The following is a 14,392-nucleotide window of genomic DNA, read 5'->3' as shown; positions in this document are numbered from 1 at the left end:
GGAAGATCCGGCGGGAGCGGGCCTCAGGCGACCAGAAGCTGTTTGCGTTCCGCGCGTTCCTGCTGCGGCGATTTCGAATAGACCTCGCGGTAGCACTTGGAGAAGTGCGAGGCGGAGACGAAACCGCAGGCGATCGCCACCTCGACGACCGGCATCGACGACTGGATGAGAAGGTGCCGCGCGCGGTCGAGTCGGATCTCGAGATAGTAGCGGGCCGGCGAGCGCCCCATCTCCTGGCGGAACAGCCGCTCGATCTGGCGGCGCGACAGGCCGACATGATCGGCGATCTCGAGCAGCGACAACGGCTCCGACAGGTTGGCTTCCATCAATTCGATGATCGTCAGAACCTTGGCGTTCTGGACGCCGAGACGCGCGCGCAGGGGCAGACGCTGGCGGTCGGTCGGGCTGCGTACCCGGTCGGTCAGCACCATTTCGCAAATACGGTTCACGGTGTTGTCGTCGAAATCGTCACCGATAAGCGACAGCATCATGTCGAGGGCGGCGGTCCCGCCGGCGCAGGTATAGATGCTGCCGTCCACCTCGAACAGGTCCGAGAACACGCTCACCTGCGGGAAAGCCTCCTGGAAGCCGGGAAGGTTCTCCCAGTGGATCGCGCAGCGCTTGCCGGTCAGCAGGCCGGCGGTGCCGAGGGTGTGGGCACCCGTGCACAATCCGCCGATCTTGACGCCGCGATTGTGTTCCTCGCGGAGCCAGGCGGACAGCGATTTTGACTGGTATTTCTCGACGTTCAGGCCGCCGCAGACGAACAGGATGTCCGGCCGGTGCTCGCCTAGCATCAGCTTGCGCTCGTCCTCGATGGAGCTGCTGGCGGCCACCTGAACGCCGTTCGAGGCCGTCACCGGGCCGCCGTCGCGGCTGGCGATGCGCCAGACATAGGCTTCGCGGCCGAGGATCCGGTTGGCGCCACGCAGCGGTTCGATTGCCGCCGTGAAGGCGATCATCGTGAACTCCGGCATCAGATAAAAAACGATCGTCTTTTGCGACGCGGATGTGTCCTTCATCGTGCCATCGTTCCTCCCGGATCCGGCATTATTGTGTTTGCGAAATTCGGAAAAGACAACTCATCCGTTCATGCAGAAAAAACAACCCCGGCGTGATCGCCGGGGTCGTGTGCACAGTCGCTCGCCGCCGGAGGCGGATCAGTTGATCAGGAAGCCGTAGCGGGAGCCGGCGCGGGCGGCGGTTTCGCCGGGCATCGTCCTGGCCAGCCGGGCGCGCTCGAACACGGTTGCGTCATTGCCGGAAACCTTGCGGTTGCGCCGGAAGAATCTTGTGATCACGGACATTGTTTTACTCCATGCAACGGTCGGTTTCACACGGAGCAGCCAGTTTCGCGTCAGACAGTCCCGACGGCGCTGTGGACGCGCCGTTTGGCAGGGACGTGCCAGCTATTTTAAGAGCGGGAACCGGTTGCTTGGGTTCAACCGGCAGAACGCTCCCGTATTGGTCAGCTCGCTGAGCCAGATATGGTTCTTCCGCCGGGGCGGCGCAATTTGGATTGCGAAGGATTATCGGACTTTTGCGACATTTCCGGCGTCGCGATCGGCACGGTGAACGAGGGGTTAAGGACGGGCGCGCTCGCGGCGTCCGCCGCCGCGCCGCCGCCCGGCGCCGTCTCCGGCGTCTTCGGCGCCGCCCAGCGTCTTGCGTTCCGGCAATTTGACCGCGTTGGCCAGTTGCGGAAACGGATCGATCTTGTTCGGCAGCGCCATGGCGGCGACGAAATGGTCCTGGAACTTGGCCTCCAGCGCCGTCTCGATCTTCTCGATGGCGCGGACCGTGCCCTCGATCTCGCGGCGGTAGTCACGGTTGACCAGGGCCATGCGGGCCCCGGTTCCGGCGGCGTTGCCGACCGCGGACACGTTGGCCAGCTCGCAGTCAGGGATAAGGCCCAGCACCATGGCGTATTTCGGGTCGATGAAGGAGCCGAACGCGCCGGCGAAACGTATCCGGTCGACATGGTCGATGCCGAGCTTGTCCATCAGCAGCTTGATGCCGGCGTAGAGCGCCGCCTTGGCGAGTTGGATCGCGCGCACGTCGTTCTGCGTCACCGTGATCAGCGGATCGCCGTCGTGGAGGACGTAGGAGAAGGTCCGCCCCGTCGCCGTGATGCGCGGCGACCGGGCCGCAAGCGAGCCGTCCACCACGCCGTCCGTAGAGATGATTCCGGCGAGAAACATTTCGGCAACGACTTCGATGATCCCCGACCCGCAGATACCGGTGATGCCGGTCGCCGTGGCGGCCCGGGCGAAACCCTCCTCGTTCGACCACAGTTCCGTGCCGATGATCTTGAAGCGGGGCTCAAGTGTTTCCGGGTCGATGCGCACGCGTTCGATGGCGCCGGGGGCGGCGCGCTGGCCGGAGGAGATTTCGGCTCCTTCGAAGGCCGGGCCGGTGGGAGACGAGGCCGCAACGACGCGTTCGGAATTGCCGAGGACGATTTCGGCGTTGGTGCCGACGTCGACGAGCAGCATCATCTCGTCCTGGCGGTGCGGTCCCTCGGCAAGCGTTGCGGCTGCGGCATCGGCGCCGACATGGCCGGCGATGCACGGGATCATGTAGACGCGGCACCCCTCGTTGGTTTCGAGGTCGAGCTGTCCGCCCCAGGAATGGACGGCGCCGGAGACGGCGAGCGCGAACGGCGCGCCGCCAAGTTCCGTCGGATCGATGCCGAGGAACAGGTGGTGCATGATCGGATTGCCGACGAAGACCGCGTCTAGGATGTCGTTGCGGTGGACGCCGGTCTCGCCGCAGACGTCGCCGATCAGGTCGTCGACGGCCTTGCGCACCGCGGCGGTCATCGCCTCGCGGCCTTCCGGGTTCATCATCACGTAGGAAACGCGGCTCATCAGGTCCTCGCCGAACCTGATCTGCGGGTTGGATGCGCCCGCTGATGCAATGACGCGGCCGGAAAGCAGCGAGACGAGATGCAGCGCGATCGTGGTCGAGCCGATGTCGCAGGCCAAGCCATAGGCCTCGTTGTGCAGTCCGGGCCACAGCGCAATCAGGCTAGGCTGGCCGGTATCGGAATCCTTGTGGATCGCGGCGGTCACCGCCCACTCGCCTTGCCGCAGAATTTTCTGCACCTGCGGGAAGAGGTGCTGGTCGACGAGGATGTTGGAGAATCCCCAGTCTCTTTCAATGGCATCCTTCAGACGGTCGAGATCGCCGAGCGGCTTGTGCATGTCGGGTTCCTCCACCTCGACATAACAGAGCTGCACGGCCGGCTTGCGTTCGAAGACACGGGTATCTGCCGCCTTGCGGATGATCTGCGCGTTGATCTGCACGTCGAGCGGTATGTCGATGACGACATCGCCCTCTACCGTGGCGGAACAGGATAGCCTGCGCCCGGGCTTCAGGTCGCGCTTCTCGGCGTAGCGCTGTTCTTTCGGGCCGACCGGGGAGAGGTGATCGGCCGCCGAGGTGATGCCGTGCTTGGCGAACTGGCCGGCCTGAACCTCGACCTGGCAGCGTCCGCAAATCCCGCGTCCACCGCACACGCTCTCCACATAGACCCCGAGCTGGCGCGCGGCCTCCAGCACGGGCGTTCCGGCCGGAAAGCGCCCGCGCTTGCCCGATGGCATGAAGAGAACGAGGGGATCTGCCATGCTTGTCCCTATCCGCGGGCCCTGCGAGCCTCCCTGCCGCCCCGGCGTCGTCCGCCGGCGTCGTTGTTGGCCACAGCGGCCGGGGCTGCGGCTGCGCCCGGTACGTGCGGCTGGTGGTTCTTGTAGGTCCTGATCCAGTTCATGCAGTCGGGATCGGTACCGTTCAGCACGTTGGCGGCGTGGACCGCTTCCATCTCCTGCGGGCGGCATGGATTCATGATCGCCGAGGTCATGCCGGCGCCGATCACCATCGGAATGAAACCGGCATTGATGCCGTGGCGATGCGGCAGGCCGAACGAAATGTTGGAAAGCCCGCAAGTCGTGTTGACCTTGAGTTCCTCGCGAAGCCTGCGCAGCAGCGCGAAGACCTGCTTTCCGGCCGTGCCCATCGCGCCGATAGGCATGACCAGCGGATCAACGACAATATCGTGGGCCGGAATGCCGAAATCGGCGGCGCGCTCCACGATCTTCTTGGCCACAGCAAACCGGACATCGGGATCCTCGGAAATGCCGGTCTCGTCGTTGGAGATCGCCACGACCGGAACATCGTATTTCTTGACCAGCGGCAGGATCGCCTCAAGTTTTTCCTCCTCGCCGGTCACAGAATTGACCAGAGGGCGACCCTTGGCGACTTTCAACGCGGCCTCGATGGCGGCTGTGACCGAGGAGTCGATGGAAAGCGGCACGTCGACGAGGTCCTGCACGATCTCCAGGGTCTGGACGAGGAGCGCAGGCTCGGTAGCGTTGGGATCGACGGCCGTCACGCCGGCATTGACATCCAGCATCGTCGCGCCGGCGGCAACCTGCGCCAGCGCGTCGTTGCGCACCGTATCGAAATTGCCCTCGACCATTTCCGCGGCGAGCTTCTTGCGCCCGGTCGGGTTGATACGTTCGCCGATCACGCAGAAGGGCTGATCGAAGCCGATGATGATTTCGCGGGTGCCGGAGGCAACGATGGTGCGGGTCATGGGATCCTCGTTCGAGATATAAAGATTTGTTTATATCGTTATGTGGCGCCGATCAAGGCGTTCACGGAGAGCGGTCAATGGGCCTTTTCCCCGACGATGTCCTGGGGCGGCCGGTGATTGTCGGCGTGGAGGATGTCGTCGAGGCGATCGGCAACCAGTTGGTCGTCAGCGCGGACCTCGCGTTTCCAGGGTTTTCGGCCGCGAAGAGCACCGGAGTCGTGGACGATTTCGGCAACGAACTCCTCCTGCCGGTAGGCCATCACATGGACGCCCGAAACCCCTTCGATTTCCTTGACTTCGTTGATGATGTCGATGCAGAGGCGCTTGCCCTCGGCCTTCTGGTCGGTCGCGCCCTCTAGGCGCTTGACGACATCATCCGGAATATGAACGCCGGGGACGTTGGAGCGAATCCAGCGCGCGGTCTTGGCCGAAGCAAGCGGCCCGACTCCGCACATGATGAAGCATTTCTCGTGCAAGCCCATGTCGCGAACGCGCTTCATGTACTCGTGGAACATCGGCACGTCGAAACAGTACTGGCTCTGCACGAATTGCGCGCCGGCCGCGATCTTCTTTGCGAGCCGCTGCGGGCGGAAATCGTATGGTGGCGCGAAAGGGTTGATCGCCGCTCCGAGAAACACGTTGGGGGCGCTGGTCAGCTTTCGGCCCGAAAGGAACTTGCCTTCGTCCCGCATGGTGCGGACCGTTTCTAGCAGCGACATGGAATCGAGGTCAAAGACTGGCTTTGCGCCCGGCTGGTCGCCCGCCTGTACGCCATCCCCCGTCAGGCAGAGGATATTTGCGACGCCCATGGCCGCGGCCCCAAGCACGTCCCCCTGGATCGCGATACGGTTGCGGTCGCGGCAGGAGATCTGGAACACCGGGGCGTACCCCATTCTGGTCAGGAGGGCACAGATGCCGACGGACGACATATGCGCGTTGGCGCCTGATGCATCCACGGCATTGATCGCATCGACCCAGCCGTCGAAAACCGCCGCGCGTTCATAGACATCCGCGGCATTGGCGGAATCCGGCGGATTGAGTTCCGCGGTGACCGCGAATTCACCGCGCCGGAGTACCCGTTCGAGCCGTCCCAGCGAGGAATGGCCGGGGAGGGGATCGAGCGGCAGATCGATGCCGAGCGGATTTTCGTCCGTTTGCGGGGGGCGGGGCGGACTGCCGGACGTCATTGCGGGTTCGCCTCTTCACGTTTAGCGGCCGCCTGGGCCGTGACTCGCAGCCATGAGGAGGTTTCGCGGAGCGATTGGTCGACGGGCTTCTGCACGTCGAGAATCGCGTCGCCCTTGCGCATCGCGCGCGACCCGCTCCACGCCTGAACCCAGACGCAGGGCATGTCAGGCTCGATCTCGCAATTTCCGTTGGCGCGAACGCCACCGCACGGCCCATTTCGCAACTGTTTCGGGCAGTTCATCGGACAGGACATGCCCGTGGAGGAAAGGATGCATTGTCCGCACATGCGGCAGTCGAATAGCAGGCCCTTGGCGCGCCGTTCGATGAACGTGACCGGTCCTTCCGCGCGGTGGTAGCCGACGGCCTTCCAGAACGGGTGGAGCGCGAGAAACGCATCCGCGAAATGCCCGTAGACCCATTCCAGCGCGCGCGAGTGACGAACCGACCAGAGGCGTATCGTGTAGGTCTTCCGCAGTCGCCGGATAGCGGTTGTGTGCGCGGGCTGATAGGCGCCCCGCGAAGCGGTCTTGCGGTTCAGTGCCTCGGGCGAGTTGCCGGGCCGGGTGCGTCTGTCGATCTTCAGGCTAGGCATTCATGCGTCCTTCGGATTTCACCATCGCCTTCAGTCTGGCGTCGTCGAATTCCTCGAGAATTTCGGCAAGCGCGCTGTCGGCCTCCGCTTCCATATCGTCGCCGACCGCAACCGGCTCCCCGCGCCGCCACTCCGCGAGGTAGGCGTCGGAATCGCGAGCCCCCACGCGCATCGCGCACATGTCAATCGCTTCCGTGAACCGCAGCGGCAATTCGCGTTTGACCGCCTTGCGCCCCTGCTTGACAATAACCTGCGCGGGAATGTCGCGCCAATAGACGATGATCTTGTCAGCCACGTTCGTTCTCCATCCTTGTTCCAGCAATGCCGCAGGTGCGGCGTGTCGGCTTGTTACGCGACGACGCGGGCCCATTCAAAAACGACAGCACGCCGGGTCCAAGCCACACGGCTAACCGACAGACCCACGGGAAAAGAACCGAAGCGTAAGGGAGAAGGGGAGAGGGACTCAGCCCCCGACTGCGACGTCGAGCGCTGCGGGCGCGGACTCTCGAAACGCGGGGAAGAAGGATTCCAAGACGTGGATAAGTTTTTTGCCCGGTTCTCGCTAACGCATTGTCCTGACTGGTTATTATATTTTTTCCGCCGAAAACTTATCAACACCTCTCACGCCTGCCGCATACTGTTCCCGTCTCTCGCAGGAAGCCTGGGTGCACACCGGTACAAAGGGAGAGGCCGGCGCCTGACGGGGCGGGGAGAGGTCCCTGCCTGGGTGATGAACCCCCACGTCGGGCCGGAAGAAGGTTTGCGGTGTTGGAGCGACCCCGCCCGGACAGCGGCTTGCCGCTTACGAGCGATAACGTAGCGGCTTGCCGCTGGAAGGGTGTGTCGGAAAGCGGCTTGCCGCCGACGACAGTGAAGCCGGCGTACCGCCGGTGACATGGGAAGCTCCTCAATCCCCGCCCGGCCAAGAGGTTCCGTCGCTTGCGGACCGAAGGTTTAACCGCCGGGGCAGTCGGGACGAGCGATCTCCCAGCGCCAATGCATTCCCGAACCGGAAGAACGCCGAAGGGGCGGTCGGAAGATCGCACATACATACTAGACAGAGCGATCCCCCGACCGCCCGTCTTCCTGAATTTCGAGCTCACGGCAGTCCACGCTGCGCGTGGACGCCTCCGCATGGGCGGCCAAAAGTGGCCGACGGCCAGTCGGCCTTTTGGGGCCCGCCAGCGACGAATGAAATGAGGAGCTTAAGGGCGGGACAGAAGACTCGGCGTGGCAACGCAGAGGCGCGCCTCCACTTCTCTTGCGCGGTCAGAACCCCAGCCAGGACTGGGCAGCGGCGCCGGCGACCAGCACCACGCCGATCATGATGGCGATCGCTATGATTCCGGTGACGATGCCGACGAGCAGCCAGAAGCCGTCGCGTTCGGATAGCGCAACGCCGCAGATGAACACCGCGAGTGCCGGAAGCCAGTTGCCGAAAGGAATCGGAATCACGACCGCGATACCGTAGATCAGTGCGATCAGACCGACGGTCTTTTCGCCGCTCTCCACACAGCGGAACGGCCAATAACGCGGCCTCACCCAGGTCTCCATCCGTTCGAGGAACGGGATGAGACGGGTCGTCATCTTGTGAAAGGCTTTCTGGCTCAAGGAGCGGCGGAGAAAGAATCTCGGAAGCCAGATGGTCGGGTATCCCATGATCATCTGGAACGCGACGAGAACGATCGGAATGCCGACGACCGCCGATGTTCCGGGTGGGATCGGCAGCAGGTTCAGCGAGGCGGTGAAAACGAGAAAGGTCGCGAAGCTGCGGTCGGCAAGCGCGGCGCGCACGCGGCCGACTGAAACGGTCCCGTGCTCCCCTTCCGCCAATCCGCGAAGAACCGCCGAGAGGGGACGCGGATTGCGATATGCAATCGCTTCTTCCGCTCGCTCGAAATGATCCGCATGCTGCTGCAACATGTCCGCTCGCCAGAATCTAGCCCTCACATGACGCCGAAGCGCTCACTTCAATCTAGGGTTCAAATGCGACGATTTGGTTTACGAAATATGGCTTTTTGCCAGCCGGTTGGCGGTCTCGAGCGCCGGTGTCAGATCACCGAAACCGGTCAGGCGGCGTTCGAACGCCAGGCCTAGGAAGTCAGCCGCGGCTCGGGCCTTCGATGTGAGGTCGGGGTCATCGTTTTGCGCGATGTAGAGCAGGCGCTCGTAGTTCCCGAAATACATCTCGCGGAGTTCCGGATGCCGGTCGAGGCCGAGGGGTTTGACCAGAAAGGTTTGAAAATGGCGCGCGAGAAAGTCCGTGACGAAGAATGTCGTCATGTAGGCGCCGTTATCGGCCTCGAAGGACTCATTGCCGATATAGAACGAAAAACAGTGCGGTCCCGCGATACGTTCGACGCCGTGTTTTTCGCATATCCGATCCAGATCACCCCCGGTTCCGCAGTCTGCATAGCCAATGAAGATTTGTTTGAAACCTTCCGCTCGGGCCTTGACGATGGCCGCATCAACGGCCGGTGCGATGCGCTGCGGATAATGGTGGAATTCGGCTGGAAGGCAGGTCAGCGAGATGTGCTGGAGCCCGTTGACGCGGCAAACGTCCAGAATTTCGCGGGCGATCATGCCGCACGCGATAACTCTGACCCTGCCGTTTTGCCGGTTTTGCATCCTTCAAGCTTTCTCAACGCAAGGCATCCATAATGCCGAAAACGGGGTTTTACCATGGCGATCATTTGTCAAAGCGGCGCACCATAGGCAAGCGTCCGGCCGGGAGCCGGATGAAAGCGCCGAAATTATCGATCATTCTGCCGGCCTATAACGAGGCGAAAAACATTCCGCTGATCGTTGGCAAGATTGCCGAGGCGATGGGCGATGTTGCCCATGAAGTGATCGTTGTCGACGATGACAGTCCCGACGGGACGTCCGGCGTTGCCCGCGAGATCGGACTACGCGATCCTGTCGTGCGGTGTATTCGCCGGGTCAACCGACGGGGCCTCTCAGGGGCTTGCATCGAGGGCATGATGGCCGCCCAGGCGCCGATCGTTGCTGTGATGGATGCCGACATGCAGCACGACGAAACGCGCCTGCCTGTCATGCTTGCCGAGATTGAAGGGGGCGCGGATCTCGTCATTGGCAGCCGATACCTCGATGGCGGCGACGCTTCCGGCGGGTTTCATGAGAATACCCGTGCCAGGGGAAGCGAACTCGCCACCGCCCTGGCCAACCGGATTACGGGCGCCTACACCACCGACCCGATGAGCGGGTTTTTCATGATGACGCGTGATCTGGCCGACAAGGCCGCGACGACCGTGTCGCGCGACGGTTTCAAGATCCTTTTCGATATCGTGAGCCGCTATGGCAGCGAACTGACCATCCGCGAGGTTCCCTTCCGGTTTCGTGAACGCGTCGAAGGCGAAAGCAAGCTCGGCTTTCTCGTGACCGTGCAGTTTCTGGGTCTGCTGGTCTCGCGCTATACCGGCGGCCTGATCCCGGTGAAATTCCTGCTCTATGGTTTGGTCGGGTTCTCGGGGTTATTCGTTCACATGGCGACGCTGCTCGCCTTGAACGGTTTTTTTGGGGTCGGGTTTGCAGCGGCGCAGGTCTTGGCGACGTTTGCTGCGATGACCACGAATTTCGCCTTCAATAACGAGGTGACATATGCTCACAGGAAGTTGACCGGCAGGCGTTTCCTCACCGGTTTGCTGACCTTCTACGCAGTCTGTGGAATAGGGGCGCTCGCCAATGTGTCGATCGCTGTCCGCCTGTTTGAATGGGACTGGTCTGCGGGCGTGGCCGGCTTTGCAGGTGCGGTGATGAGCGCGGTCTTCAATTACGCCGTCACGAAGCTGGTGACCTGGCGCGACACGTGAGCCGCGCCGGTACGACCAGAGGTCAGGCAGAGGCCCTCTGGTTGTGCTTGCGCGTCATGAATTCCTTGGCGGTCTCCACGGCAACAGCAGCGTCACGGCAGTATGCGTCCGCCCCGACCGCCTTTCCGAATTCCTCGTTCAGGGGTGCGCCGCCCACCAGCACGATGTAATCGTCGCGGATACCCTTTTCCTTCATCGTATCGATGACCACCTTCATGTAGGGCATGGTGGTCGTCAGGAGCGCCGACATTCCGACGATGTCGGGCTGGTGTTCCTCGATCGCTGCGATGTAGTTTTCGACCGGATTGTTGATACCGATGTTGATGACGTCGAAGCCGGCGCCCTCCATCATCATCGCGACAAGGTTCTTGCCGATGTCATGAATGTCCCCCTTGACGGTTCCGATGACCATCTTGCCCAGTTTCGGGGCTCCGGTTTCGGCGAGCAGCGGGCGAAGTATCGCCATCCCGGCCTTCATCGCGTTGGCCGAAAGCAAAACCTCGGGAACGAACAGGATGCCGTCTCGGAAGTCTTCGCCGACGATGCGCATACCCTCCACCAGGGCCTTGGTAAGAACGTCGTAAGGCTCCCATCCCCGTTCCAGCAGGATGTCTGTTCCTTCGGTGATTTCTTCCTTCAATCCGTCGTAAAGATCGTCGTGCATCTGCTGCACGAGCTCCTCGTCGGACAGTTCGGACAAAATGATTTCATCATCAGACATGGTCTTGATCTCGTTTTGGCTACTGCTGGAACGGTGACGCCACCTCTCTTGAACACGATAGTGAATTGTAAATCATCAAAAAAGCGCTTCAATTGCGACGGCCCCGAATGGTTTTGCGACCGGCATGCACGCACCCCGGACGCTGAATGCCTCTCCCTGTCGCGCCCGCGTCAGATGCTGGCGCGAATTGAAAGGCCTGCAATCGTCGTCGCGCCCATTGTCCGGCCAAGGTTGCCGGACGATTGTTTCGGCACATCGGAGGCGTCTGGAGAATCCATGTCAGATACGGCTGTCGGAACAGAAAATGCGGGCGATGAAAACGCCGAGGGAAGAGCACGAGGTGGTCGGCGGTCCGCGGGCGGCGCCGCCGCCCGGCGCGCGGCGCGCAGCGGCGGCCAGCGCAGCCCGGCCATGCCTTACATCACGCGCAAGGTGCCGATTTACGAAGTGCTCGACGAGGAAGCGCTCGTCACCATCGAAACCAATGCCGATACGGTACTCGAGGAGTTGGGCATTGAATTCCGCGACGATGAGGAAGCGCTGAATTTGTGGAAGCACGCAGGCGCGGATGTGAAAGGTCAGCGCGTCCATTTTCCGCCGGGTCTTTGCCGCGACCTGTTGAAGTCCGCACCATCCATCTTCACACAGCATGCCCGGAATCCCGAGCGCAACGTGCAGATTGGCGGCAATGCAACGGTTTTCGCGCCGGTTTACGGACCGCCCTTCGTGCGCGACCTGGAGGGTGAGCGGCGCTACGCGACGATCGAGGATTTCCGCAATTTCGTGAAGCTCGCCTACATGGCGCCGTCGATGCACCATTCGGGTGGTACCGTTTGCGAGCCTGTCGATGTTGCGGTCAACAAGCGGCATCTCGACATGGTCTACAGCCACATGTCGTTGTCCGACAAGCCGTTCATGGGATCGGTGACAGCGCCTGAGCGCGCCGAGGATACAGTGGCGATGTGCAAAATCCTGTTTGGCGACGAGTTCGTCGAAAACAACACCGTCGTAATCAACCTGATCAACGCCAACTCGCCGATGGTGTTCGACGACACGATGCTCGGTGCGGCTAAAGTCTACGCCCGCCACAATCAGGCCTGCATCGTCTCTCCCTTCATTCTGGCCGGCGCCATGAGCCCGGTGACGGTTGCCGGCACGCTGACCCAGGTGCTGGCCGAGGTGCTGGCAGGCGCCGCCTTCACGCAGCTCGTGCGCCCTGGCGCGCCGGTACTGTTTGGAACCTTCGCCGCTTCGATCTCCATGCAATCCGGCGCCCCGACATTTGGCACGCCGGAACCATCGCTGGTTTCCTATGGCGCTGCCCAACTGGCGCGACGTCTTGGACTTCCGTTCCGGACTGGCGGTTCGCTGTGCGGATCGAAGATACCCGACGCGCAGGCCGCCCACGAGAGCGCGGCGACGTTGAACATGACGCTTCTCGCCGGCACCAATTTCGCCCTCCATTCGGCGGGCTGGCTGGAAGGCGGACTGGTCTCGTCGTACGAGAAGTTCATGATCGATGTCGACCAGCTCGGCATGCAACAGCGGTTCGCCGAAGGCGTCGACATGAGCGAGAACGGACAGGCGATGGACGCCATCCGCGAAGTCGGGCCCGGCAGCCACTATCTCGGCTGCGCCCACACGCAGGCCAATTTCGAGAATGCGTTCTACCGGTCGTCCATCGCCGACAACAACTCCTTCGAGCAATGGGACATCGAGGGCCGCAAGAGCGCCGACCAGCGGGCCAACGAACTGGCGCGCCGCTGGCTCGAAAGCTACGAGCGCCCGGCGCTCGATCCGGCGGTCGACGAGGCGCTCCAGGCGTTCATCCGTGAACGCAAGGACTCCATGCCCGACGCCTTCAGCTGAGAGGCTCCCGCGAACGCCAGGGAGACAGGCGGGAGGGGAAAGGTCACCGGCCTGATCCATGACGAGGTCTGGCGCGGGGGCGCCTGACCGGCCGCGGATGCGCCGGGCCCGCGCACAAGGCGGTGTGGCGGGTTTTATTTTCCGTAGCTTTGCCCTATAGCGCCGGTGGCGCTCACCGCCCCACCCTCCCGGATATCTGAAAGGACGACCACCGATTGAGACACGCTGATTCGAAAAACTTTGCCGACCGCCGCCAGGACGCTGCGGAGGCGAAAAGAAAGCTTCTGGAGAAATTCGCCAAGGCGCCGAAGGCCGACGATCCCGAACTCGCCGCCAAGCTGGCCGAACGCGCAGCGATCGCCGCAGCCCGCGAGGAACGGCACGCCGAGCGCGAACGCCTGAAGCGGGAGGAGCAGGAGAAGAAGGCGGCGGAAGAGGCTGCCCGCGCCGAGGCCGCAGCGGCAAAAGCTGCGGAGGAGGAACGCCAGCGCGACGCGAGCAAGCTGGCGATGATCGAGCAGATCGCCGCCGACCAGGCCGCCAAGAAGGCCGAGCGCGATCGCCGCTACGCCGCCCGCAAGGCCCGAAAGGCCGGCAAGCGCTAGTCATTTTTCACCGCGATCCAGATGACGTGGCGTGCGCCGCGCTTGCCGCGCGCCCTCACCCTGGCTTCCTCGACCGCAAATCCCGCGCCGCGCAGACGTTTCGTAAAGGCCGGGTTCGGCTCCGACGACCAGACCGCGAGGACACCCGCGGGGGTTAGCGCACGGCGCGCAGCGGCAAGGCCGGCGAGCGAATAGAGCCCGTCATTGGCCGCCCGCGTCAGGCCCTCCGGGCCGTTGTCGACATCGAGCAGGATCGCGTCGAACGTGTTTTCGCGCGTGCCGATCGGCCCGCCGACATCGCCCTCGTGAATGCGGACGCGCGGATCGTCGAGGCTGCCGGCGAAAACCGGGGCGAGGGGACCGCGCGCCCAGGCGACCACCGCCGGCACCAGCTCGGCAACGGTGATGTGCGCGTCATCGCCCAGTTCGGCCAAAGCGGCGCGCAGCGTGAATCCCATGCCGAGCCCGCCGATCAGGACATGCGGCGCCGCGCGGCCGCGGATCTTCTCGCACGAAAGCCGCGCCAGCGCCTCCTCCGATCCGTAGAGCCGGCTGTTCATCAACTCGGTCGCGCCCGCCATGATCGAGAATTCCTCGCCGCGCCGCTTGAGCCGCAACTCGCCGCCATTGCCGGGCACGGTCGCGGTGTCGAGTTCGATCCAGGGGAGCATGGCCGTTCTTTCGGGGTTGGGATGGCGGGTGGGCGTCGGTTGGAGCGGGGTGAGCAGCGTTAGCGGTTTCTTCCTTTCTTTGCGAGTTGAAAGGGGAGGCACGGGATGTTCGCCACGAGCAGTCTGTCCCGCCCTTAAGCTCCCTATTGTTTGCCCTGCCTTTAAGCGCCTCCGCTTCGCGTCGTTGCTGGCCCCCTTGCGGGCGCGCCTCTGCGATCCCGCGCCGCAGGGCCGGGTTTGTGTCAAAGATCAGGAAGACGGGCGGTCGGGGGATCGCTTCGTCTATTGTAGTAGTGCGATCTTCCGACCGCCCCTTTCG

14 protein-coding genes are annotated in these 14,392 nt (G+C 63.1%); 3 read left to right on the top strand and 11 right to left on the bottom strand.

Features of this window, described 5'->3' with window-relative positions:
• Positions 1-23: 23 nt before the first annotated feature.
• The 9 genes from LC298_RS10050 to LC298_RS10010 form a co-directional block, all read right to left on the bottom strand.
• A complete protein-coding gene (locus LC298_RS10050) occupies positions 24-1,022 on the bottom strand; it encodes a GlxA family transcriptional regulator (RefSeq protein ID WP_131566582.1) in 999 nt (332 codons plus the stop codon).
• A gap of 138 nt (positions 1,023-1,160) precedes the next feature.
• Positions 1,161-1,307 carry a hypothetical protein gene (locus tag LC298_RS10045; RefSeq protein ID WP_199223217.1) on the bottom strand — a complete coding sequence of 49 codons (147 nt, stop codon included), beginning with the start codon at positions 1,305-1,307 and terminating at the stop codon, positions 1,161-1,163.
• 276 nt (positions 1,308-1,583) lie between these two features.
• The gene (locus LC298_RS10040; protein WP_131566580.1) at positions 1,584-3,629 is read right to left on the bottom strand and encodes an ASKHA domain-containing protein; all 2,046 of its coding nucleotides are present in this window, start codon (positions 3,627-3,629) and stop codon (positions 1,584-1,586) included.
• Between the two features lie 8 nt (positions 3,630-3,637).
• Positions 3,638-4,597, bottom strand: coding sequence for a methyltetrahydrofolate cobalamin methyltransferase (locus LC298_RS10035; protein ID WP_131566577.1), 960 nt, complete (start codon positions 4,595-4,597; stop codon positions 3,638-3,640).
• 74 nt (positions 4,598-4,671) lie between these two features.
• Positions 4,672-5,784 carry a methylenetetrahydrofolate reductase gene (locus LC298_RS10030; RefSeq protein ID WP_131566574.1) on the bottom strand — a complete coding sequence of 371 codons (1,113 nt, stop codon included), beginning with the start codon at positions 5,782-5,784 and terminating at the stop codon, positions 4,672-4,674.
• The gene (locus LC298_RS10025; RefSeq protein ID WP_131566571.1) at positions 5,781-6,377 is read right to left on the bottom strand and encodes a methylenetetrahydrofolate reductase C-terminal domain-containing protein; all 597 of its coding nucleotides are present in this window, start codon (positions 6,375-6,377) and stop codon (positions 5,781-5,783) included. Before LC298_RS10025 ends, LC298_RS10030 begins: the two co-directional genes overlap by 4 nt.
• A complete protein-coding gene (locus tag LC298_RS10020; protein WP_131566568.1) occupies positions 6,370-6,672 on the bottom strand; it encodes a virulence factor in 303 nt (100 codons plus the stop codon). Before LC298_RS10020 ends, LC298_RS10025 begins: the two co-directional genes overlap by 8 nt.
• A 974-nt stretch (positions 6,673-7,646) precedes the next feature.
• Complete coding sequence (locus LC298_RS10015; RefSeq protein ID WP_131566565.1) at positions 7,647-8,300, bottom strand: exopolysaccharide biosynthesis protein; 654 nt, start codon at positions 8,298-8,300, stop codon at positions 7,647-7,649.
• Between the two features lie 78 nt (positions 8,301-8,378).
• The gene (locus LC298_RS10010; RefSeq protein ID WP_131566562.1) at positions 8,379-9,005 is read right to left on the bottom strand and encodes a DUF1638 domain-containing protein; all 627 of its coding nucleotides are present in this window, start codon (positions 9,003-9,005) and stop codon (positions 8,379-8,381) included.
• Positions 9,006-9,115: 110 nt separating this feature from the next.
• Here LC298_RS10010 and LC298_RS10005 point away from each other — a divergent pair, with 110 nt between their 5' ends.
• Complete coding sequence (locus LC298_RS10005; protein ID WP_131566559.1) at positions 9,116-10,207, top strand: glycosyltransferase; 1,092 nt, start codon at positions 9,116-9,118, stop codon at positions 10,205-10,207.
• 22 nt (positions 10,208-10,229) lie between these two features.
• On the opposite strand, the gene LC298_RS10000 is transcribed toward LC298_RS10005, so the two are convergent.
• Positions 10,230-10,928 carry a corrinoid protein gene (locus LC298_RS10000; protein ID WP_131566556.1) on the bottom strand — a complete coding sequence of 233 codons (699 nt, stop codon included), beginning with the start codon at positions 10,926-10,928 and terminating at the stop codon, positions 10,230-10,232.
• A 276-nt stretch (positions 10,929-11,204) separates the two neighbouring features.
• On the opposite strand from LC298_RS10000, the gene LC298_RS09995 reads away from it, so the two are divergent.
• Positions 11,205-12,797 (top strand): trimethylamine methyltransferase family protein, encoded by a 1,593-nt coding sequence (locus LC298_RS09995; protein ID WP_131566553.1) that lies wholly within the window; start codon positions 11,205-11,207, stop codon positions 12,795-12,797.
• 215 nt (positions 12,798-13,012) lie between these two features.
• Complete coding sequence (locus LC298_RS09990) at positions 13,013-13,402, top strand: DUF6481 family protein (protein WP_131566551.1); 390 nt, start codon at positions 13,013-13,015, stop codon at positions 13,400-13,402.
• On the opposite strand, the gene LC298_RS09985 is transcribed toward LC298_RS09990, so the two are convergent.
• The gene (locus LC298_RS09985; RefSeq protein ID WP_131566548.1) at positions 13,399-14,073 is read right to left on the bottom strand and encodes a hypothetical protein; all 675 of its coding nucleotides are present in this window, start codon (positions 14,071-14,073) and stop codon (positions 13,399-13,401) included. The genes LC298_RS09990 and LC298_RS09985 overlap by 4 nt on opposite strands.
• Between the last annotated feature and the right edge of the window lie 319 nt (positions 14,074-14,392).

Origin of the sequence: Oricola cellulosilytica (assembly GCF_019966575.1) — a bacterium.
Classification (GTDB): Bacteria; Pseudomonadota; Alphaproteobacteria; order Rhizobiales; family Rhizobiaceae; genus Oricola; species Oricola cellulosilytica.
The sequence above is the reverse complement of the archived record's forward strand: the minus strand, read 5'-3'. Positions and strand labels throughout refer to the sequence as shown.